Here is a 22,133-nt window from a genome sequence, read left to right as displayed (position 1 = left end):
GCTCGGGATGACTGGAGCAGGGAAAAAGGGAAATTCAGCAACCATTAACGAATATCCATGCGTCAGCACTTTCTTTAGAAAAAAATAGATCACTCATTGCATAACCCACTACTGCTGCAAGCGTGTCATTAAAATAAACTAAAGGAATTCGTTCCCTTAACCATGGTGGAACGCCCCACTCTTGGAATAATTTTTTTAAACGCTTGGTTTGCCCATGCCAGACAAACTCTTCCCCACCTTGTCTAAATCGGACAGATATTTTTGCATTCGGAGGAGCTACTAGTCCTTGAGTGCTTTTTTTTGCCAATAAATTAATTTCCAGATCAGCGATTATTAAAGGTAAAGGAAATACCGACCATTCAATGCAAGAAGGTAATTTATTTATACTTTTCCTATCTATATATAAATGCCTTTGGTAGCGACGCACAATCACCTCTGTCCAACTCACCTCAGGAATTGCATCAGAACTTGCAAAGATCACTTCATCAATCAAACGCTCGAAAGTGGCTGTCGAAGGCAATTGGACTCGATTATTTTTCAACCAAACCCTGAGCAGATTCACGAGACGATCGCGACTGAGTTCTTTTAATGGTGTTATTAACAAAAAATTGTTTAAAAGGACGTCTGAATTTTCTTCTGATGCATTCCCCTTATTTCCAACCTCATCTGGGGTGGAAAATTGCTTCGTCGATAAAGTGCTCAAATTCTCTTTAACTGGAGTGTACGTGGCGGTTCTACCTTCCATATCCTCTTGTACTTCTCTCTCCTTAGCGTGTTTGGAAATAAGTCGACTATCTCCTTCTGCCAAGCTATCTAAATTTCTTTTAGCTTGCTGGCAATGAATGGCTGTTCTTGCGATATTACCCACCACTCCAGGCCATTTTTTTTTCAACAAAGGTATAATTTGTTGACGTAGGTAATTGCGTGAATAATTGATGTCCTGATTGCTCTCATCTTCAATCCATCTTAATTGATGTAAAACCGCATAATTCTCAAGTTGCGTACGGGAATGATTTAAAAAAGGACGAGCCATTCCCCCCAATCCCAATTTGCCCCAATCACTCATCGCAGCCAAACCATCTACTCCAGCGCCTCGGAATAGTTGCAAAAGAACTGTTTCCGCTTGATCATCCAAATGATGTCCTAAAATCAAGCAATTTTGTTCGGTCATCAAAGAAGAAAAAACTGCATATCGAGCAATACGCGCCCTCTCTTCAATATTGGCTGAGCGATCAAATTGTACGGATTGGGTAATTAATGGAATATCTAAATGATGACAAAACTGCTCGCAATGTGCTTGCCAATGAGGTGCACGCGCACTAATACCATGATTCACATGCACTGCGACTAATTTAGCAAACAAGGTGGGATAGGAAGCGAGTACATGCAAAAGCACCGTTGAATCAAGCCCCCCACTAAAGCCTACAATTAGCTTATTAAAATGGCTTAGGCGAGAAAGCCACTCGGTATTCAATAGATCACTTTCCAAACTCACTGAGGGAGGCGAGGCTTGATAAGATGCGGAGCTTAGAACCGAAGTGTACAAGCAAGTACTTGAGGATTCGAGCACCGCATCGGCCGTGCAATTCGCCTCCTCAGTTGAATTTGGAAGAAGATCTAATAAAGCTTTAATCACATGCACCCATAGCCATAAATTTTTGGTACCTGTTCTCGACCAGCTGGTCCAATGGTAATTTCTTTAAAGCACGTAACTCACTAACCAAAACATCTTTTAAACGCGCAGCCATTTCATCAACATTACGGTGTGCCCCCCCTAATGGTTCTGGCACTACCATATCAATTAACTTATTTTCCAGAATCTTATCTGCCGTGATTCTCATCGCTCGAGCAGCTTCGCTTGCTTTAGACGCATCTTTCCATAGAATCGATGCACAACCTTCTGGAGAAATTACTGAATAAATACCAAATTGCAACATGAGCACACGGTCACCGACGCCAATTGCCAATGCCCCCCCAGATCCTGCCTCTCCTGTTACCACACAGATAATTGGGGTTTTAAGATTTGACATCACAAAAAGATTTCGCGCAATAGCTTCAGATTGATTGCGTTCTTCGGCACCAATCCCTGGATACGCTCCAGCGGTATCAATAAAAGTGAAAATGGGTAATTTGAATTTTTCAGCCATATTCATCAAACGCAAAGCTTTTCGATACTCTTCAGGACGAGCCATCCCAAAGTTTCGATATACTTTTTCTTTAGTACGTTTACCTTTCTGATGGCCAAGCACCATAACTGGCTCACCATTTAAGCGAGCCAAACCGCCAATAATTGCAGGAGCTGAAGAACAACTTCTGTCACCATGTAACTCCTGAAAATCAGTAAAAATACGTTCAATATAATCTGTGGTCTGTGGCCTTAGTGGATGTCTCGCCATTTGCGCCACTTGCCAAGGCTCCAAATTTGAAAAAACTTGGGCTGTTAAATCAGAACATTTTGCTTGAAGTCGTGCGATTTCATCACTTAAATTCACTTCGTTATCATGTCCTAACATACGAAGTGCTTCAATTTTTTGATTCAACTCTTCGATGGGTTGCTCAAAATCCAAAAATTGTCTGCTCATTGAATACTCTTTGGTGAATTAAATATCATGGTATATGATAACCTTAACCGACAATTGATGCCAGATTCAAACAAAGTATATGATCATTACAGGATTTAACCCTTTAAATACACAAAACTGCATCTTAAATGAAGCTCGAATTGATCTTTGGCAATTTTCTTTAGTGCATGAATTGAATCATGCATATGAATTGTTAAATCATGAAGAGCGAGCACGTGCGGAGCGATTCTACTTCAGTAGGCATAAACGCCGTTTTTCTACTGCTAGAGCCACGTTGAGAATCATCTTAGCAAATTACCTCAATATTCCTCCTGAGCAGCTGGAATTTACTTATAACGAGCATGGAAAACCAGAGGTCATCAATACAGCAAAATTGCAATTTAATATAAGCCACACGGGCGACCTAGCGCTACTGGCAGTTGGAAAAGGCTTTCCTTTAGGTGTTGATATCGAGAAATATTCCGCCAGGCCGTATGAGGGAATTGCCAAAAACTTATTTTCCGATCTTGAGTACGAAGAGTTCATTAAAGTACCTCTCGCTTTGAAACCGGCTGTTTTCTTTCATGTTTGGGCGCAAAAGGAAGCATTTATTAAAGCCTGTGGTTTAGGTCTTTCTTACCCAACCAAACATTTTAGCGTCCCTATATCGATACCAACGAAACAGTTAGTGAACGATCCATTACATAACATGACTTGGCAATTACGCTCCTTTATGCCTGAAGTAGCTTGTAGTGGCGCTTTATGTCATCACCCCACAGTAAGGGAAATTCGACATGGATTTATTCATCTACAACAAAATACTCGCTTGATTTTTTAGGTTTCTGCCAATGCATCTTACTCATTCACAACTTACATTATTACAGTTACTTGGCGATGGCGAATGTCACAGTGGTTCCGAATTAGGAGCAGCCCTAGGTATTACCCGTTCAGCGATTTGGAAACAAATTAATCATTTAATAGAATCAGGAATTCCTATAAAACGCATGAGACACCAGGGGTACCAACTTCCTAATCAGTTGATTTTATTAAATAAACAGAAAATTACAGAATATCTTATCGCAGAAAAACACATATCACCTTTTGAGTTACATCTATTGACAACCATTGATTCAACCAATCGCTATCTTAAGGATTTACCCCTTTCAAACTCCGTTGATATTTGTTGTGCCGAAATACAAACTCAGGGTAGAGGACGGTTTGGAAGACACTGGCACTCACCTTTTGGAGAAAATATATACTGTTCGAGTCGTTGGAACCTCAACTATGATCTCGCCAAGCTTTCCGGATTAAGTTTAGTGACTAGTCTAGCTATTGTGGCCACTTTAAATGAATTAGATCTATCCTCAAATATCAAGATTAAATGGCCTAATGATATTTTATGGGATAACAAAAAATTATGCGGCAGTTTGATTGAAATATTGGCTGAATCAAACGGTAATGTCCAAGTCATCATAGGTGTTGGCTTAAACGTCAATACGGATACTCAAAACACCCCTCTTCCAGATAAGCCATGGTGCTCCTTATATGAGATGACGCAAAAGCATTTTGATCGAAATGTTCTTATTGCCAAACTGATTACTCACTTGGAGTATTATTTAATCAAATTCATTCATCATGATCTTAACTTCTTTATGGATGAATGGAGTAAGTCGGATTATTTATTTGGAAAAAAAATTAAAGTGAATCAATCTTCCAATAGCTTATCTGGGCTTGCATGCGGAATTAATGAGTCAGGACAATTAATCGTAGAGGATGATGACGGTATTAAGCATTTTCTCTCATCAGGAGATACTTCGCTTCATGACGCATAAAAATTCATCATAGAGAGAACAAGAAATAAATTAGGTTTGTCCCGAGCATGTTTAAGTGCTCGGAACTGGATGACTGCGAGGAAATCGATTTATACTGCTTCTTCAGATTCGTCTGATTGCTTTTCTTGTTGTATGCGCAAATAAATTTCTTCACGATGGACAGATACATCTTTAGGTGCATTAATACCGAGACGAACTTGGTTACCTTTTACACCTAGCACGGTAATATTAACATCATCACCTATGATTAAAGTTTCACCAATACGCCGAGTTAAAATTAACATAAAAATCTCCCTAACAAAGCAGCTACCCATTCCTCCACAGAACGCAATCCATGGTGTTCTTGATAGCCAAAAAACGACTAAAAACAAATTTATATTTATATTTGCTATTCGAATTTAATTTTACACTGTGATTATTAACGGAGTATTAAGAAAACAATTAATTTTATTTATTTGTAAGAAAAATCTTATTATAACGAGTTAATAGGCAAGTGTTGTAGGTTACATTAGAAAAATTTTTTCAATCAAATAATAAATAAAAACATAAAACTATTCGAAGTATTAAAAACTAGAATAGATACATTAGCAATAAATTTTTCCTTTGTCACCAGTCGCAAATTTCCTCCATTTAAGGATATACTTACCAAACCCTCTTAAACCGGAATTTTTGCATGTCCTTGAAGGCCATGTACAACGACATCGCGGAACACTATGCTATGGCAAATCGTTTTGGAGCAATTAGCCAGAGTCATGAAGTAGCCATTGAACAAATGAAGCGCTTTTATTTGGGCATGAAACCCCATTATAAAGTTCTTGATTTGGGTGTTGGTGATGGTGCTTTTCTAAAAAAACTACAACAGATAATGCCGCAAGCAGAGTTTACAGGCATTGATGTTTCCTCTGAAATGTTAAAACGAGCTCGTGAAACATTGCCAGTGATTACTATAGAAGGTAGTGCCGCACAAGCCAATAAGTTCTTACCTCCTCATAGTCAAGATTTAATCCTAGCACATTTTATTAATGCTTATATTCCGATTAAAGTTTTATTTCATGAGGCTAAATTACTGACCCGAGCGAATGGTCACTTTTCAATGATTACCACAACTTATGATTCATTTCCGGTAGCACAACAGCGCCTTGCAGAATTTATTACGGAAGACTCCATCTTAAGCAGTGTTGTTGGTCATTATTATAAATCCATTGTAAAAAATACTACGGTTGCGGCGAACAACAATGAATTGATGCAGGCATTCCAACAACATCAATTCGAAGTAATTGCCCATCAACGTTTGGAAATCCCTATAACTCTGAATAATATTGATGAATTAGCGCTTTTTGGTATTGAAGGCACCTGGTTTCTCAACACATTATCCATCAGGATGCTTCCCAAAATATTTTTAATTCAAAGACTTAAACGACTTTTTAGCAAAATATTCACCTTCCCCTATCATGATACTCATATAATTGATGTCGTTCTTGCCAGAAAATGATAATCTGATAATTATCTTAAGATGATGAGGTAGGAAAAATGATTTCTCAAGAAGTGAAAAATTATTTGCCTGAATTGGCCCTGCGACAAAAACAAGCCAATAACATCATATATATTACCTTTTGGAGCCAATTTTCGGTATATGCACTTAATACCATATTGGTTTTATTTTTAACTCGTCCCGTATGGTCTCAAGGTTTAGGGTACAGTCAAGCCAAAGCATATGCTTTTATTGGGGTGGCTCATGCCATGGGTTATCTAATGCCTATGCTTGGTGGCTATATGGCGGATACTGTGGTCGGAATTAGGCGATCCATTCTTCTTGGCAGCATCATGCTAGCCACTGCTTATTTGCTCATCATGATAAGCGGATATACTGTAAGTACTCTGGGAGATACTTTTTTTATCGCGGCTTATGCTTTTGTTCCTGCGACCAATTCTCTTTTAATGGGTACCTCTTCAAGCATGGTCTCCCATATTTATTCCGATAATGCGGTTAAAGCAAAATCTGCGATGACTTATTATTACATCGCAATTAATGTTGGTGCATTATTAGCAACTTTAATAGCGCCATTACTATTTGAAAGCCGTTATGGTCCGCTGTCTATCCTTACCTTAGCGTTTGTTGGTAAATCCATTGCTGCATTGAATTTTGCCAAACGCTACCCTATTTATGAGAATGTTATTTGGGGAAAAGATCAATCCAAACTCTCTACGTCAGGTATTTTTCGTTTAATTGCCTACATCGCTACCATTTATGTACTGACTTTATTTGCCTATTCCCATGTTTATGTCGCGAGCACAATCATAGCTTCCGGTTGTGGGATAGGAATTGCCTGGTTTTTAAAAAAAACATTAACCCTTAAAGGAAGGATACGAGAAAAACAAATGATAGCTCTTCTACTCATCATCGAAGCAGTTGTATTTTTTGTTATCTATAACCAAATGAACAGTACCCTAATTTTATTTGCCGAAAATAATTCAGATCATAATTTATTTGGCCTCACTGTTTCCCCCGCTCATTATCAAATACTGAATCCATTACTTATCTTAGCTATAGGCAGTCAGCTACCTCGTTTTTATAAACTGTTTCCTCATTTCACTATTCCCTACCAATTTGCGGCAGGTACAGCACTTGCGGGAATTGCTCTATTGGTTATGGCATTTGCTGCCTCGACTACTACAGATGGAATAATTAACGGCAATTACATTGCATTAACCTATATTCTGATTTCAATTGCGGAATTATGGGTGAGTGCCATTGGCTTAAGTATGGTAGGCTTGTATTGCGACAAAAATTCAATCGCATTCGCCATGGGTGTATGGTATCTGGCAAGTTCTTTGGCACATGCCATCTCAGGAAGAATTGCTGGCTGGGTCGCAATTCCAAACACAGTCCACTCGGCCATAGAAAGCCTTCCTTACTATAAAAATTATTATTTGGCTCTAGGGATAACCGCCATAGTGCTTGGCACCCTGATGTATCTTTTCGCGTATATTTTACAAAAATTAATGGGAAAAAGAGGGTTAATTTTAGGTTAAATAGCCCTGGCTTTTTACTGTATTAATTTTGGCACCAAGGACTTTATTGCGCACAAACAGCTCTATTTTCTATCGGAAATTAAACATGGCACTTGCTTGCACATGACATAATTCGTACTATGCTTTTTTTGATCAGAGTGCCACGATTATATGAAAATTTATTTTCAAAATATTACCTTCCAAGGTAGCCCCTTAGTTTGGGAATTGAATGAGAGTACCCATCAAGCTACTTGCTTATTGTATTGTATTAAAAAAGGGACTCATTCGCGATTTGAACCTAAACTAAGTCTCGACTTGTTCAATGAATATCCTGGCGTCATTATTGACGATGGGGCAATTATTATAAGAGACGTCAGAACTTTTCCCGACGCTTATCAAACTTTAGACCACCTTAATGAGTTAAAAGAAAAAATTGTTCAATCCAAGAACCCCATATCTAAACAACCGACAATTTTTTTTCAATATAGAAAGGATAAAGCGCTTGAAAGTAGTACGTCCTCTTCTAATACTCAAGCTGATAGACGCAGACGCAGCTCATCAATGGCCGACCTTCCCTTGTATGGTCGCATCAGTTTAGATGAGTTAATTAAAAAAGATGATCATGCCAGCTCATCCTTATGGGGAGATACTGTTGCCTATGAGGCCTATTTCGAGGAAAAAACGAGGAATGACTCCAGAGCACGCGGTGCCATTTTTCTAAAATCAGTGGCCTCTTTTTATACCATGGTGCAGTATGAAAAGAATCATCACCTCTATCCTTTAAAATCACAACTGATTAAAGAAATTCGAAAACTATTGGATAGTCTTGATCCAATTTATATGAATTGGTGTGCTCAAGAAATTACATCCAATAGAAAATCAATTTTTCTTTATTTTCAAAATGCAGTATTAGAAGCCATGCTTAATGGAACATTTAATGATAAGCCAACAGAATTTGACACACCTGAACTAGAGAAATCAAATCCTAAATTAAAGCAATATGCAAGCGAAAAAGCCCGTGCTTTACGTACTGAGTTGATGTTAATGAAATTCAATATATTAATTAACCCAGAATTATTCCCTGAGCTCGCACTTAACGAAAGAGAAGCAAAAAAAGTTCTGCCTGAAATTACTTCCTTTCGTCAATTTGTACTCAAACAGCCTATGGAAGTCATTGAAGATATAAAACAAAAGCTAAAGAAGATGGCTGATTTAATTATTCAATCCGGGATTGTTGAAGAATCGAATCTAAAATTAAGCATGCAACTCAATCATGAGTTAAGCAGTAATGCACCTGTCATCATGGATTTTCATTCATTTCAAGCATTATTACACCTTCAATTAGACAAGCAACTAAGCAGTAATAAAAAAGAGTTAATCCCTGATATTGCTACTAAGGTGGCTAAAGAAACGATCATTCAAATAAATAAAACATTGGGGAACTCACATGGCCAATACATCGCTCCATTATCTAATGTAGTGGATAGCGATTTTTACTTGTGCAAGGAATGGGCTGAACAATTAACTGTTGAATTGGAAGAAATTATACTCAAACATCCTAAAGAGGAGAAAAAAGTACTTGCTTATAGCCATGCGATAGCAGATAAAGTGGTTCGTTTCTTACAGACCCAATTGCATCAATATGCTCCTACTCCTAATGAGGGAGCAACGGCGTTTAGGCCTATATAAATTTGAAGAATGATACTATCTGCTGAATTTGATGTAGGTTGGGCCAAGGCTCAACCTACATCAAATTCAGAACCTAAAACAAAAATATAAAATTAATTATCTAAACCCAAATTATCTTGCTTAAAGATCCTATCAGCACGATAGCTTGAACGAACCAAAGGACCAGAAGCTACCTCGAAAAATCCTTTCTTCAATCCGATCTGTCTTAACTCAGCAAAAGCCTCAGGAGTCACATATCGCGCAATAGGTAAATGGTTTTTTGTCGGTTGTAAGTATTGCCCTAGAGTAAGAATATCTACATTATGTGCTCGTAAGTCATCCATTGTTTGCACAATTTCTTCATCCGTTTCACCTAAACCTAACATCAAGCTCGTTTTTGTCAATACATCAGGTCGATAACGTTTAGCGTAAGCGAGCACATTTAACGTCTGTGCGTAACCAGCTCTATTATCACGAACAGGATGAGTCAACCGCTCTACCGTTTCTACATTTTGTGCAAATACATCAACACCACTATCCAGTAACAAGGCAATATCTCTTTCTACACCTTGGAAATCAGGAGTTAATGCTTCTACTTTAGTTTTTGGAGATCTTTGCTTAATTGCTCGTATCGTACGCGCATAATGATTTGCGCCACCATCAGGCAGGTCATCTCTATTCACTGAGGTTAAAACCACATAATCTAGATTCATTAATGCTACAGTATTTGCTGTATTTTCTGGCTCTTGTGCATCCAACCAACCATGAGGATTACCCGTGTCTACTGCACAAAAACGACATGCACGAGTGCAAACAGAACCCATTAACATGATTGTGGCGGTACCATGAGACCAACACTCAGAGATATTAGGGCATTTTGCTTCTTCACAAACAGTAGACAGACGATGTTTTTGCACTTGCTCTTTTACCTGGTGATATGCGGGAGTAGTATGATTTACCACGCGTAACCATTTAGGCTTTGGTAAGCGCTCATAAGCATCTCCAGTTGCTTTTACACCATCTTTAATTGCTGTTACGCCATGAGATGTTTTATATTTTTGTCCGCTCTCTACAACAACGGGAATATCAATGAGCTTACTCATGTTATCACCTGAAAAAACAAAGGTAAGTGCTCAGCCCCTATCAGAGAACAGTCGAATTTGGCAGCGGTTGCAAGAATATTTTCCTAATCATGCTCGCATACTGATGTATGCTGAGCTTACTTAGAAAAATTTTCTCGCAACCTGTATTCAAATCCGTCCATTCGAATAAACATTAGGATAAGGACCTGAGCTATTACAAACAAAGAGAGATGATAATCCCAAATCATCAAAATAAGATCAAGTCAATTTTAAAAAGTAACCGCAAATCACCAAGATCAGTAACGTCGCTAGGGATATTCCAAAGCAAGACAACACATAGGGATATGCGATTAAACTGACAGCAATCGCGATCATAAACAATAAGCCAATGTTGGTTAATTTTGTTCGTAATGCAGCAAAACGCTCTATTTTAAGTAAGAGCAAGTAAACCAATAAAATCACAATTAAAGGAAGTATATACACCCCTTGATAAAGCAATTGGTACATATTTGATTGCCAATTCATCAACTGCTGATCATTTAACCATTGTTCAAAGATAGTCGACCAGTTCATGACACAAGTTTGTTGATAAATTGTAGTAATCAATCCTAATAAAAAAGCCAATGAAAAATATAAAATTCCTGAAGCCTGTTTTTTTAGAAATTGCATTGCAAAATAAAGAGTTATTATTCCTAATAATGCAGCAGGAATACGCAACCATGGCAACAATTCAAAAAACGCATTAGTATAAACCTGTTGAAAGTAATGGACTATTGCTACTGAAAAAATAAACAGGAGACTCGCGATAAGCTGTTTTTTCTTCTGGGCTTCTATTAAAAGAAAAGCAAGAAAACCTGCGAAGCAAAAAAATGCACAAGGGCTAAAGGAGTCCATAAATGCCAGGGTAATCGTAAACCGCAACCTTGACGGTTTTTCTACTAATCCAGTAATAAATCGATTAGCATTGGCCAAATGTCGCAATGCACTCACAGTGGCTGGGGTTAACGTCCCTTTTTTTTCAATTTGTTGCTTGCAATAATTAATCGCATGCAATAAATCTTTACCGGTGGTTTCTGCTGATGTAAAGCCCACCCATCGTGAATTGCAAAAATAGATTGATGGAACAGAAAAATCATCCATTTGCTGTTCGCTCAATAATTGATAAAAACGACTTAAAGCATTTTTATCCTGATTGATATAATACCGCTGAATATGGAAATCAGGATGTTTTGATTCGATATCGCGAAAAAATGCATCAGCCTTTTGGCAATGGGGACAGGTGGTGGACAAAAATAATTCTATGTTGATAACAACCTTGTTATCAGGGCTTTTGGAATACCAATTGGTCGATAATTCAGTAGCCCACAAAGGCGCATTGAATATCAACATAATTAGCAGCAATTTGAAGACTGTTTTCATATGAGTCATAAGTGCATTAAAAAAGATACTATATCATCCCCAAAAAAATTATGTTAATAGGTATGAATGTAATTTTCTAATTGCTCAATCACTCTAGCCTTATCCTCCAATAGATGATAAAGCACATCACCTATGGATAAAATAGCTATAAGTTCATCGCTTTCATCACGAACGAGTACATGTCTTCTCTTTGTTGCAGTCATTGCCTGCATGGCTTTTTCCACAACATCATTAGTACTAAGAATAGTGATGTCCTTATTGACTACATCAGAAACTTTTCCTTTCTCCAGGTTAATGCACTTGTGCAAACAGGACCGTACTATATCACGCTCACTCACGATACCAATTAATTGGTTGTCATTATCGACTACAACCAATGCCCCTATATCATATTCCGTCATCATATCAATACTTTTTTTAACTGAGTCTTCCGGATGGATATAGATAATTTTTCGTCTCGGCATTGGCAATGCATTATGAATTAGGTCAGCCATTTTATTCTCCATTTGAATACACTTAACCTATTTTATAAATATAGTACAAATGGAGAACATTTAAGCTAGGGACGAATAATTATATTATTTTCAACTGCACGTACGCCTGGAACCTGGCGCGCTATTTGTTCAGCAATATCACTTTGACGAATTTTCTTTACATATCCAGTAAGAATCACAACATCTTGTCTTGTTTGAACCTGCACATGGGCTATTGCTAGCTCATCATTACGCATTAAGGCTTCTTGCACTGTTTGCGCTAAATTTGCGCCTTGAGCAATTGAAGGAGTAAACGGTCTAAATATATTGGAAGTTGCCTGATTGGACTGACAACCCGCCACAGAAAAAAAGAAAAAAACAACCAGCGTATTAAATAAATACTTTTGCATAAATGTCTCCAATATCGATTCAAACAATCTAGGGCTGTTTTCAATTCAACTATCTTGGCCAAAATGGCGAATTGTAAACAACCCTTTCATACTTAGCGTAACGCTTTATTTTAGTTCTACAGCCTTAGGAAGAGTGAAGCCGTAGTATGGCAAAAACACACAAGTAAAGTGAATAGTATGTACTTTAACTGATTAATATACAAATAAATATCTAAGAGGCTATACTATTTTATTATAATAATGGTGATAAGACTAAGCCCATGAAGAAATCGATGATATCGATCAAAGGAAACGAATCATCACAAAAAAAGAGGAACCATGTATTTCCTCAAACATTAAATAATGCCGAACATAGAAAAGGGGTCATGGTGGATTGCCTGGCTCAAGGTTGGTCAGGTAAGATGGTATCACCCCCTAAGCTTAATAACACTTCTGCTGATACCCCTGGTAAATGCGTGTTGCTAAAATAAAAAATGATTTTTAAATTGAGTATAAAAACATGGATAAAGACTATTACAAAATAATGGGAGTAAGTGAAGATGCCACTGAAAAAGACATTAAGATGGCCTATCGAAAACTGGCTCGCAAATACCATCCTGATATAAGTAAGGAACCCAATGCTGAAGAGCAATTTAAAGAAATGGGAGAAGCTTATGAGGTTTTAAGGGACCCCGCTAAAAGAGCAGAATATGACGCGTTTCGAAAAAATAAAGCGTTCCATCAACAAGGAGCACGTAGTGATTGGGGTCCAGAAGATTTGGAACATGTGTATCGTGGTCCATTAAATGAAGACTTATTCGAGACATTATTTGGACACTCCCGTTATCGGCAGCACCCAATGGCCGGTCAGGACTATCATGGAAAAATTAATATCAGCCTCGAAGAAGCATTTGCAGGAACGGTTAAAAACATTCAGATTCCAACTGCCCACGATTCTCAAGTCTCCATGCAAACATTGAAAGTGAAAATACCCGCAGGAGTAAAATCAGGTCAACAAATTCGTTTGGCTGGACAAGGTGCACCTGGCATACATGGAGGCCCTCGTGGCGATATTTATTTAACGATAGATGTTGATAAACATCCCCTTTTTGACGTAATGGATGGTGATATCTACCTCACCCTACCGGTAACTCCTTGGGAAGCTGCTTTAGGCGCAACAATAGTGGTTCCCACTTTAGGAGGAAAAATCGATTTGAAAATTCCACCGGCATCTCAAGGAGGACAAAAATTAAGATTGAAAAATCGTGGCTTACCGGGTACAACCACTGGACATCAATATGTACTTTTAAAAATTATTACTCCGCCACCAACAACTGAAGAAGCAAAAGAACTCTATAAAAAGATGGCACAGGTAATGCCCTTTAATCCACGCGACACGATGGGAGTATAAGCATGAAGCAAGACACTACAATTATTGGCGTGCTTATTGAAGAGACAACAACTATTTCATTCAATGAGGTATGCCAAAAATATCATATACCTAAAGAATTATTGAGCGAAATGGTCGAATATGGCATCTTTTCAAGCAAAACAACAAAAACAGAACATCTAAAATTAAACCAAAAAGATCTACGTAAAATTGAGTCTGCCTTTCGCCTGCATCAGGATTTAGGAATCAATCTTCCAGGGGTAGCACTCGCATTAGAACTCTTAGAAAAAATTGATCTATTAAATGAAGAGCTCAATATTTTACGAAAACATTTTTGATTCGCAAAGTAAGTCGCATAGGCACAACACAACGAAATGGAATAACCTCTACCACTTATGGGAGACGGGAGATTAGCCTCATCCGCCCTGCGGGCATTTTCTCCCCACTTTTCTTCATCCCGAGCTAGCGAGGTTTCTGCCATCGTAAATACAATGCTTACATCGTAGGAATACCTCATATGCTCGTGATGAGTATGGATTGCGCTGCGCTTCATCCAAACGACAAATCACAAGCTAAATTCTTATAAAAATTACGCAAGCAGATATTGCTACACATTACGAAATGGTAATAGAATGGTTAAAGGATAACCTTTTAATTAAACAAACCTATGCGCCCTTTGTTTATCATTTTGATTGTTTCTCTAGTTGTTTTACAACATAAGTTGTGGCTGGGCGATGGAAATTTGATTCAATGGCATAACCTTGAAAAAAAACTCGCCGCTCACGAACAGGAAAATAATAAATTAACAACCCGTAATCGGGTACTTGAAGCGGATATCAGAGAGTTAAAAAGTGGCGATCAAGCCCTAGAAGAGCAAGCACGATATGAGCTTGGAATGGTCAAAGTAAATGAAGTCTATTACCAATTCGTAGATTAGAAGTAATAGCTCAAGCCTCATTCTAACATTTATTCAAACGTTTGGACTTGCTCACCTCACCTACGCTGAAATCTAACCATTCTCTTTAAATACTGAGCGCAAATAAAGCCTTTCGGAGCATGAGGCCCTGTATTTACATCAAGCAGTCAATAATTCGAGATGGTCAGGTGGTTGCTTATTCCAGAGACTTAATACAAATCCCCCACCCCCAGATCCTGTTGGTTTTACGGCGAGTGCCCCTTCTGCGCTCAACCAATTCATATGTTGTTGCAAACTTTCACTAACTAAATTCCATTGATAAAAGCAATCAGCGGCTTTATTAATTGCTTGGGCTAAAGAGGTTATTGCATCGGCACCACCCTGTTCTAAAGCAGCTCTTGCTTCTTCAACCGCATCAACCATTTGTTCATCAATTTTTTGAGCCAAAATAGGATTATTAGTCCATAAGTTCTGAACTTGATGAATACAATGCGATGTAATTCCAATTTGTTTGCATGAAGATAAAAAAAACTGTGGGTAAATTTTTTGCTGTAGCGGCATAGTAGATCCCGCTTTAAAATACACCCCTTTCTCAGTAGCAACTCCAGCAACATCAAGTCCGCTGCTTTTTCCATGGAATAAATGTTCTAGTTCTTTTGCAAAATCATTACATTGATCGGGCTCTATCATTTTTTGCGCACAAAACCAACGACTCATTGCCACACAAAGAGCGGCTGAAGCGCCCATACCAGCTCCCACAGGGATCGTGCTGTCTAAATGAAAATAGCCCCCTATTTGGTTTAAAGAGCGCCCTAATAAGTGCATTCCATGTTCTAGCACGCTCCAAAACAACAGTTGCATATCAGCACCGCTGCTCCCTGCATAATCAGCTCCTAAAGAAGACCCAGCCGCAGAATAATTTAGTGTTAATTTCTTTTCCTTAATTGGAAATACTAAGGCTGGATGTCCTCGTACTACAGCATGTTCACCTGCTAAAATCCACTTTCCAAAAGTTGTAGTTTCAAAATCAAAGAACGTCATAATTCCCTACTAAATAATCACGTTTAAATTCACGTGCTAGTTCTGCCTGGTTGGAACGATATAATAAATGAATGTTTGGTCCAGCATCCATAGTTACTATGGGGCCATCCCCTTTTTTATTCCAAAAATTTTCTAAGTGATGCAAAAGGTCGGTACAACTTTCAGTCATGTAAGTAAAAGGTTGTTCACAAGTAGTAAACAAACGATGCATATCTTGAAATTCTCTCCAGCAGATTTGATATGCCGCAGTCCAATCTTCAGTCATTAAAGCGTCTAATAAAAGCTTTAGGTTCTCTCTTGCTCTTTGGCTTCGTGTTTCATAAAAAGGACTACTCTTTACTCGTTGATGGGCTTCACTAGAAGGGACTTCTTTCTTTTTATTACTAATCACAACACCTTGGTAAATTAATTCTTGATAAGGCAAATTTACTTCTTTAACTTCATTATCATCCCATAAAGCCCAAGGAGAATAAAAAGATCGACATGATGAACCCGATCCCAAACGGCTTAGCTGGGCTTGTTCATCAATAGTAGGCATGGGCTTATTTGTTAGCTCACTCAAAGCTGTAACTGCACAGCGCGTTAATGCCGCAAAACTTGACGCAGAACTTGCCATACCACTACTGTGAGGAAAGTTATTGCACGATTGCACTAAAAAACCACCCTCATAGCCAAAGTATGTTTTTATGCGAGCTAAATGATCAAGAAATCTTTTTTGACCCTCTGGGGACAGTACAAAATTTTCAATTCCACCAGGTATTATTAGCGGTTCCCAAATATCTTTTTTTGAGCTTATTTTTTCAAGCCTTACCGTACTTTTGAGATCATTTAAGGTATAGGATAGAGACGGGTTATCAGGAGTATTTGTATTATCCTTTTTTCCCATATATTTGATCAAAGCGATATTAGCTGGGGCATGAGCTAGCCAATACATATTTTTCTCCTTGGAATCCATAAATTAGTTCAATGTAGCCTGGGTGAAGGCAAAGCCGTAACCCAGAATTTCAGAGTTACGCATAAAAAATTTATTAGTTATATCGTACGTAATCTTGAATTAGCCAATTGAGCAGTAGGTGTACCAGGATAAGCTCTTACTACTTGTTGCAGGAATTTCTGAGCCTCTTGCTTATTACCTTGTGCAGCATAGGCATAACCAGTCTTTAGCATGCTTGCTGCAGACTTACTTGAGGTGGGGAATTGTTGTAAAACCACATTAAAATGTTCTATAGCCTTAGAATAATCCTTTTTAGCTAAATAAAGCTCTCCAAGCCAATATTGAGCATTAGCAGTATAACCACCCTTAGGATATTTTTGCACAAATCCATTCATAGAAATTATAGCGTCATCATATCGCTTGTTTTTCACTAATTCATAGGCTGCTAAATAGCTAATTTGTTCGTCAGCAGGATTAGCTCTCGAAGTAGAAACAGCAGCAGGGGATGGTATAGAAACTGATTTACTTGCTTGTATATCAGACGCGGGTGTAACTGTTTTGGGAGCTGGTTCTTTAGAACCAACGGAAAGATCCAGTGCCGGCTTATTAGCCGATGCTTTATTTGTCGATACTTTCGCAGAACTGGTTCCACTTAAACGAGCATCTAAATCTTTATAAAAAGCAACTTGCTGTTGCTGCAACAATTTTAAATCGTGAGCTTGTACTTCTAATTGGCCACGGAGTTCTTGTACTTCTTGTTGTAAGCTTTGGATTTTATCAATCAGCTTCGCATTATCTGTAATATTATTATTCGAATCATTGGCTTGATCATCTTTAGCAAGCGCAGGTTCATCATCCGTTTGCGAGTTATCGATGGTGTAATTCTCATTCCGAGCTACATCATACTGTCTACTTTCAGCACCATACTTTGAGCCAACAGGCGCTTCATACGCCTGTTGTTCCTCACTAATTGCAAAATTTTCACTATCATCGACCACAGGCGCCTCTGACCAACAGGTCAAAGGAAGTATTAGCATAAAGCCAGCAGCGATAATGTGTTTTTTGCAATTAATCATCTTGTTGCCTCATAAGTAAATTCAACACGTCGGTTTTGTGCGTGTGATGCTTCATCATGTCCTAAATTAATTGGACGCTCTTTGCCATAGCTTACGACACGAACTTGTTGTCTGTTCACACCAGCCATACGTAAAATATCAGCTACGGTATTTGCTCGACGCTCACCAAGAGCTACGTTATATTCACGGCTACCACGCTCATCAGTATGTCCAGCGACTAACACTCGAGCACCAGGATGCGTCTTTAAGTATTCTGCCTGAGCATTAACTGATGGTAAATATTTGGGAGCCAAATTACTGTCATCATAGGAGAACAAATACAATTGATTATGGGGTGCCTGAGTTGTATACGATTCGCCTGGTTCTTGACCAGCAAAATGAGTAAATTGTCCTAGACCTTGAGCAGAGGCCTCAGCTTCGGTCACACCTACACCTTCAGCACTACCTGGTGCTTTAGAACAAGCAGCAACTAAAACAGCACTCGCTACAAGCAGACCTAATTTACAAAATGATCCGGCTTTCATCCTCAATCTCCTTCGTTCTTTTTATTATTGATAAATTTCAAAATCCCATATAGGGCTCATGGGGGCACATTGTACAATTCTTTTTATTTTTTGGCTACAGGACAATGTGATCATAATTAACCAGATTGTAGCCTTGATGCAAGTGGCTTGGGGATTGGATCTTTTGGGTCATCTCGAACCTAGCGAGGGACCTCCATGCTGTAGCACTGTGTTTCGATAAAAGCCCCTTGCTAGACTCGCAATCACACTACTCTAATGTTGTATATGAGATACGACAAACTGTGCGAGAATTGCAGTAAATTGTTGGGTTGCCTTATTCGCTGCGATTACACCGCCATAGGGGGTATCACTAGGACAAGGGATCTGTAAGTTGATAATCCGCGAGGCAAGCACCTTATTATCACTAACATGAGTCAAAACCATTTTGCCTGAAAATTCGAGGACACTAGGTTTTTTAAGGAAATTTTGTTCTAATGCAAGCAGTTGGGTATCCAATCGATAATCTACTCCTAAGGTATACGCATTGGATGTAACTGCTTTAAAAAGATTTGTTCTTTGTAAACTTTGTAGAATTAAAGGATATAACATATCAGCCGGTGGATTTACCCATGCGTTATTTGCAAAAGGCTCAAGCGCATAAGGTTTTTTAATATAAAGCATTTGTTCGGTTTGATACCCTGCAGCAGCTTCAGTTGCGGTAACCAACAAAGTAATGGGCATAGGTTTTTGGGCCAACTGTTTCGTGCTGTATGCACTCAATTGATATTGATTTTTTACAGAGACTTTTACTGGTGAGCATGCACTAAGCAACACCACGCTAAAACTCACAAGAAAAACAGTCAACTTTTTCATCATTTATTCTCCAGGCCCAGGTTGTGGCGGTTTACTTCCACGAATAACCACAGCAGGGTTCTGACGCATTTCACTGCTCACTTTTTCCAAATTTGCAGAAATGGCATTCAATCGGCGTAATAAAATTACGGCTGGTGGAAGAGCTTCTTGGGAAATTTTATCTAACGTGTTTCTTCCTGAGCCCATCGTTTTTGATACACTATTCCCGGCTTTACTCAAACTTTCGGCCATAGTATCAAACTTAGAGATTCCTACTTTTAACTCATTGAGTATATGGGGAAGATCGCGACTCGCTTTAGCCAGATTATCCATAAAAACATTAAGATTTTTGCCATTACGCTCAAGATCTTTAGAAAAATGCTCAACATTAGATAATATATGATTTATGTGTTTTGCATTTTCTTCGTTAAAGATACGTTGTGCTTCGGAACTTACTATACCTATATCTTCAGAAACCTTTTTCAAAATGCTATCTAATTGATTGAAAACAGAAGGTTTTGAAGGGATAACAGGAAAAGGTTCGCCAGGCATTTTTTGAATTGGTGTCAAATCCGAAGTGCTTGCGCTCAAACCAATATAAGTAACACCAGTAATTCCTTGAGAATTTAATGTTGCATAAGTACTTGTAGTAATTGGTGTATCTTCTTCAATATCCAATAAAATTTCCACTTGTCTTGGATCGCTTTGATTTAATCTTATCTCCTTTACATATCCAACTTGCACTCCATTGAATTTTACAGGGGCATCTTTAGTTAGACCGGAAGCTGCTTCATGCATGAAAACAGTGTAAGTTGTATACTTTTTTTGATTAAAACCAACAGACAACCACAACATGGAAGCCACAAGCCCCACGAGCAATATGAGTACAAATATACCTACAATGGTGTAATTGGTTTTCGATTCCAAGTATTCTGTCTCCAGTTATGCTTACATTTTACTAAAATAACCAGCAATGATTTTATTCTTATTTTTCATTAAATCATCAATTGGCTCTACACTTAAAATTTTTCCATCCCCAATAAAGGCTACGCGATCTGTAGTTCGTTTTAAAGATTCTATATCATGGCTCACCATGACTATAGTCAGTTTTAAAGAGTCTCTTAAAAAAACAATCAACTCATCGAAAAGTCTTGCACTTAATGGATCCAAACCTGTAGTTGGCTCATCCAAAAATAATAATTCCGGATCCATAGCAATGGCTCGTGCCGCTGCTGCTCTTCGTTGCATCCCTCCACTTAACTCCGAAGGCAACTTGCCCGCCGCCTCTTTGGGTAACCCTACTAAAGCGATTTTTAGCAAGGCTAATTCATACATGAACTCATAATCCAAATTAGTAAATTCTTGCATGGGAAACATGACATTTTCCAGCACATTCATTGATGAAAAGAGTGCGCTGTGCTGGAAAAGCATTCCCCAACGACGTCGAAGCGAGAATGATTGTTGCATATCAAGATGACGAATGTCTTGGCCAAAAACTTTAATGACGCCTGCTGTAGGCTTCATTAACATTAACAAGCTACGTAATATTGTTGTTTTTCCGCTTCCAGAACCACCAATAATTGCTAGAATTTCCCCTCTTTCTACGGTCAAATTCACATCCGAGTGTACCCATTGCCCCCCGAGGTAATTTTTTAAACCTTTAATTTCGATAATGGGTTCGCTCATCTATAAATGCATCCGGCTATAAATAACTGAATAAATTGCATCCGCAATAATAATCAGAAATAATGCCTGCACTACACTTTTAGTAGTTTGGCTCCCGATATTTTTTTCCGTGCCCGCCTCCACTCTAAACCCTTGGAAGCAACCAACCAAAGCGATTAACAATGCAAATGCTGGCGCTTTATAAAGACCTAAATTCAACTGTGAGAGCCCAACAGAGTCTCTTAGACGTTGTAAAAAATCAACGAAACTTATACCCAGTTGATTCTTGGACATAATCATTGCACCTAAAATACTAAAAATATCAGACCAAAAAATCAATAAAGGAAATGCAATCAATAATCCGATTACTTTCGGAAGCACTAATAACTCAGTAGGAGAAAGTCCCATGGTGAGCAGCGCATCGACCTCCTCATTGAGTTTCATACTGCCAATTTGGGCTGTAAATGCAGAACTGGTTCGACCAGCAACAATAATTGCGGTAATGAGTGGGGCAAATTCACGAAAAATGGCCATGCCCGATAAATAGGCAATGAAGATGTTGGCGCCATATGTTTGCAATTGCAATCCCATTTGGTAAGCCAAGACCACCCCGATTAAAAAAGAAAGTAAGGCGAGAATAGGTAAAGCAGTGACACCGGTAGCATGTATATTCGACATAATGCTTGGTAATTGAAATCGACGCAAATTGCCAAATGCTTCGATAATTTTAGTTGTTAAATCTCCAACTAAATTAAGAAGTCCATCTACTTGACGTAGTTTATTTTCTGATTCTTTGCCTAATTGATAAAATAAATTTTCTTTGGGTTCGGAGGGAATTTGATAACCTAAAAGATCTTTTTTTGATTTAATTAAATCGATAAGTTGCTGTTGGGCTTCGGTAAAATCAGTCAGTTCCACCAGGTTTTCTTGTTGCTCGAGTGCATCAATGCATTTAATTAGAGCCAAGCCCCCTGCACTATCAAAATGACTCATTCCTTTTCCACTAATGATTATTTTTTCTTTTTGGGGCAATTCACCTTCACTAAATTTTTTTAATAAATTCCCAATTTGCAAAACAGACCATGCACCCGTACAGTGAAATCTGGCAAGTTCCTTATCAAAAGTGATTTGCGCGTTGCTTTGTACCATAGTCATTTTTTTGAAAAATAACCCCAAGAATAATATTAATGATCTAGAAGAGCAAAAACAATTGAAGATGGTACCACAAGAACGAGTTATTCGGATAGGGTAAAAATGCAGCCGGGGTGAGCTTGCAAAACCCAGACTTCTCTACTTTTTTGCTGAATAGATAATTTGGAA

Annotated in this window: 24 protein-coding genes; 9 read left to right on the top strand and 15 right to left on the bottom strand. The window is 38.3% G+C overall.

Annotated elements, in window-relative coordinates; genetic code table 11:
• Nucleotides 1–34: 34 nt before the first annotated feature.
• Both tilS and ACF8MK_RS11505 read right to left on the bottom strand, forming a co-directional pair.
• The gene (gene tilS / locus ACF8MK_RS11510) at nucleotides 35–1,489 is read right to left on the bottom strand and encodes a tRNA lysidine(34) synthetase TilS (RefSeq protein WP_392538956.1); all 1,455 of its coding nucleotides are present in this window, start codon (nucleotides 1,487–1,489) and stop codon (nucleotides 35–37) included.
• A 139-nt stretch (nucleotides 1,490–1,628) separates the two neighbouring features.
• Nucleotides 1,629–2,582, bottom strand: a complete 954-nt coding sequence (locus ACF8MK_RS11505; protein ID WP_265705272.1) for an acetyl-CoA carboxylase carboxyltransferase subunit alpha — start codon at nucleotides 2,580–2,582, stop codon at nucleotides 1,629–1,631.
• A gap of 79 nt (nucleotides 2,583–2,661) precedes the next feature.
• Here ACF8MK_RS11505 and ACF8MK_RS11500 point away from each other — a divergent pair, with 79 nt between their 5' ends.
• Together ACF8MK_RS11500 and birA are read left to right on the top strand one after the other, a co-directional pair.
• Nucleotides 2,662–3,399, top strand: coding sequence for a 4'-phosphopantetheinyl transferase family protein (locus ACF8MK_RS11500; RefSeq protein WP_392536783.1), 738 nt, complete (start codon nucleotides 2,662–2,664; stop codon nucleotides 3,397–3,399).
• 10 nt (nucleotides 3,400–3,409) lie between these two features.
• Nucleotides 3,410–4,393: a bifunctional biotin--[acetyl-CoA-carboxylase] ligase/biotin operon repressor BirA gene (gene birA / locus ACF8MK_RS11495; RefSeq protein WP_392536782.1), complete on the top strand. Its 984-nt coding sequence runs from the start codon at nucleotides 3,410–3,412 to the stop codon at nucleotides 4,391–4,393.
• 89 nt (nucleotides 4,394–4,482) lie between these two features.
• Here the strand turns inward: birA and csrA are convergent, their stop codons facing one another.
• Nucleotides 4,483–4,677, bottom strand: a complete 195-nt coding sequence (gene csrA / locus ACF8MK_RS11490) for a carbon storage regulator CsrA (protein ID WP_010654169.1) — start codon at nucleotides 4,675–4,677, stop codon at nucleotides 4,483–4,485.
• A gap of 389 nt (nucleotides 4,678–5,066) precedes the next feature.
• On the opposite strand from csrA, the gene ACF8MK_RS11485 reads away from it, so the two are divergent.
• From ACF8MK_RS11485 to ACF8MK_RS11475, 3 genes are all read left to right on the top strand, one after another.
• A complete protein-coding gene (locus ACF8MK_RS11485) occupies nucleotides 5,067–5,885 on the top strand; it encodes a class I SAM-dependent methyltransferase (RefSeq protein ID WP_392536781.1) in 819 nt (272 codons plus the stop codon).
• A 38-nt stretch (nucleotides 5,886–5,923) separates the two neighbouring features.
• Nucleotides 5,924–7,426, top strand: coding sequence for a peptide MFS transporter (locus tag ACF8MK_RS11480; RefSeq protein ID WP_392536780.1), 1,503 nt, complete (start codon nucleotides 5,924–5,926; stop codon nucleotides 7,424–7,426).
• Nucleotides 7,427–7,576: 150 nt separating this feature from the next.
• Nucleotides 7,577–9,094, top strand: coding sequence for a hypothetical protein (locus ACF8MK_RS11475; protein ID WP_392536779.1), 1,518 nt, complete (start codon nucleotides 7,577–7,579; stop codon nucleotides 9,092–9,094).
• Between the two features lie 92 nt (nucleotides 9,095–9,186).
• On the opposite strand, the gene lipA is transcribed toward ACF8MK_RS11475, so the two are convergent.
• Nucleotides 9,187–10,176: a lipoyl synthase gene (lipA, locus tag ACF8MK_RS11470; protein ID WP_265702835.1), complete on the bottom strand. Its 990-nt coding sequence runs from the start codon at nucleotides 10,174–10,176 to the stop codon at nucleotides 9,187–9,189.
• Between lipA and ACF8MK_RS11465 the strand changes: the two genes are divergently transcribed.
• Nucleotides 10,175–10,300, top strand: a complete 126-nt coding sequence (locus ACF8MK_RS11465; RefSeq protein ID WP_392536778.1) for a hypothetical protein — start codon at nucleotides 10,175–10,177, stop codon at nucleotides 10,298–10,300. The genes lipA and ACF8MK_RS11465 overlap by 2 nt on opposite strands.
• Nucleotides 10,301–10,413: 113 nt before the next feature.
• Here ACF8MK_RS11465 and ACF8MK_RS11460 read toward each other — a convergent pair whose 3' ends face one another.
• The 3 genes from ACF8MK_RS11460 to ACF8MK_RS11450 all read right to left on the bottom strand — a co-directional run bounded on the left by ACF8MK_RS11460 (nucleotide 10,414) and on the right by ACF8MK_RS11450 (nucleotide 12,457).
• Nucleotides 10,414–11,544 (bottom strand): hypothetical protein, encoded by a 1,131-nt coding sequence (locus ACF8MK_RS11460; RefSeq protein ID WP_392536777.1) that lies wholly within the window; start codon nucleotides 11,542–11,544, stop codon nucleotides 10,414–10,416.
• Between the two features lie 83 nt (nucleotides 11,545–11,627).
• Nucleotides 11,628–12,068 (bottom strand): CBS domain-containing protein, encoded by a 441-nt coding sequence (locus tag ACF8MK_RS11455; RefSeq protein WP_392536776.1) that lies wholly within the window; start codon nucleotides 12,066–12,068, stop codon nucleotides 11,628–11,630.
• A 65-nt stretch (nucleotides 12,069–12,133) separates the two neighbouring features.
• A complete protein-coding gene (locus ACF8MK_RS11450; protein ID WP_265702832.1) occupies nucleotides 12,134–12,457 on the bottom strand; it encodes a BON domain-containing protein in 324 nt (107 codons plus the stop codon).
• Nucleotides 12,458–12,956: 499 nt separating this feature from the next.
• Here ACF8MK_RS11450 and ACF8MK_RS11445 point away from each other — a divergent pair, with 499 nt between their 5' ends.
• The 3 genes from ACF8MK_RS11445 (at nucleotide 12,957) to ftsB (ending at nucleotide 14,763) form a co-directional block, all read left to right on the top strand.
• The gene (locus ACF8MK_RS11445; protein WP_392536775.1) at nucleotides 12,957–13,847 is read left to right on the top strand and encodes a DnaJ C-terminal domain-containing protein; all 891 of its coding nucleotides are present in this window, start codon (nucleotides 12,957–12,959) and stop codon (nucleotides 13,845–13,847) included.
• A gap of 2 nt (nucleotides 13,848–13,849) precedes the next feature.
• Complete coding sequence (locus ACF8MK_RS11440; protein ID WP_392536774.1) at nucleotides 13,850–14,164, top strand: chaperone modulator CbpM; 315 nt, start codon at nucleotides 13,850–13,852, stop codon at nucleotides 14,162–14,164.
• 329 nt (nucleotides 14,165–14,493) lie between these two features.
• The gene (gene ftsB, locus ACF8MK_RS11435; RefSeq protein WP_028380069.1) at nucleotides 14,494–14,763 is read left to right on the top strand and encodes a cell division protein FtsB; all 270 of its coding nucleotides are present in this window, start codon (nucleotides 14,494–14,496) and stop codon (nucleotides 14,761–14,763) included.
• 138 nt (nucleotides 14,764–14,901) lie between these two features.
• Here ftsB and ACF8MK_RS11430 read toward each other — a convergent pair whose 3' ends face one another.
• The 8 genes from ACF8MK_RS11430 to ACF8MK_RS11395 form a co-directional block, all read right to left on the bottom strand.
• Nucleotides 14,902–15,783 (bottom strand): mevalonate kinase, encoded by an 882-nt coding sequence (locus ACF8MK_RS11430; RefSeq protein ID WP_392536773.1) that lies wholly within the window; start codon nucleotides 15,781–15,783, stop codon nucleotides 14,902–14,904.
• A complete protein-coding gene (locus tag ACF8MK_RS11425; protein WP_392536772.1) occupies nucleotides 15,770–16,717 on the bottom strand; it encodes a diphosphomevalonate/mevalonate 3,5-bisphosphate decarboxylase family protein in 948 nt (315 codons plus the stop codon). The genes ACF8MK_RS11430 and ACF8MK_RS11425 overlap by 14 nt, the downstream gene beginning before the upstream one ends.
• Before the next feature lie 98 nt (nucleotides 16,718–16,815).
• The gene (ybgF, locus tag ACF8MK_RS11420; RefSeq protein ID WP_392536771.1) at nucleotides 16,816–17,793 is read right to left on the bottom strand and encodes a tol-pal system protein YbgF; all 978 of its coding nucleotides are present in this window, start codon (nucleotides 17,791–17,793) and stop codon (nucleotides 16,816–16,818) included.
• Nucleotides 17,790–18,317 carry a peptidoglycan-associated lipoprotein Pal gene (gene pal, locus ACF8MK_RS11415; RefSeq protein WP_265702826.1) on the bottom strand — a complete coding sequence of 176 codons (528 nt, stop codon included), beginning with the start codon at nucleotides 18,315–18,317 and terminating at the stop codon, nucleotides 17,790–17,792. The genes ybgF and pal overlap by 4 nt, the downstream gene beginning before the upstream one ends.
• 252 nt (nucleotides 18,318–18,569) lie before the next feature.
• On the bottom strand, nucleotides 18,570–19,169 hold the full coding sequence (locus ACF8MK_RS11410) for an ABC-type transport auxiliary lipoprotein family protein (RefSeq protein ID WP_392538955.1): 600 nt from the start codon (nucleotides 19,167–19,169) through the stop codon (nucleotides 18,570–18,572).
• Nucleotides 19,170–19,172: 3 nt separating this feature from the next.
• Nucleotides 19,173–20,075: an MlaD family protein gene (locus tag ACF8MK_RS11405; protein ID WP_392536770.1), complete on the bottom strand. Its 903-nt coding sequence runs from the start codon at nucleotides 20,073–20,075 to the stop codon at nucleotides 19,173–19,175.
• Between the two features lie 21 nt (nucleotides 20,076–20,096).
• On the bottom strand, nucleotides 20,097–20,834 hold the full coding sequence (locus ACF8MK_RS11400; RefSeq protein ID WP_392536769.1) for an ABC transporter ATP-binding protein: 738 nt from the start codon (nucleotides 20,832–20,834) through the stop codon (nucleotides 20,097–20,099).
• On the bottom strand, nucleotides 20,835–21,962 hold the full coding sequence (locus tag ACF8MK_RS11395; RefSeq protein ID WP_392536768.1) for an MlaE family ABC transporter permease: 1,128 nt from the start codon (nucleotides 21,960–21,962) through the stop codon (nucleotides 20,835–20,837).
• Nucleotides 21,963–22,133: the final 171 nt, after the last annotated feature.

The sequence above is a fragment of the Legionella sp. 227 genome (genome assembly GCF_043161935.1).
Lineage (GTDB): Bacteria > Pseudomonadota > Gammaproteobacteria > Legionellales > Legionellaceae > Legionella > Legionella sheltonii.
The sequence above is the reverse complement of the archived record's forward strand: the minus strand, read 5'-3'. Positions and strand labels throughout refer to the sequence as shown.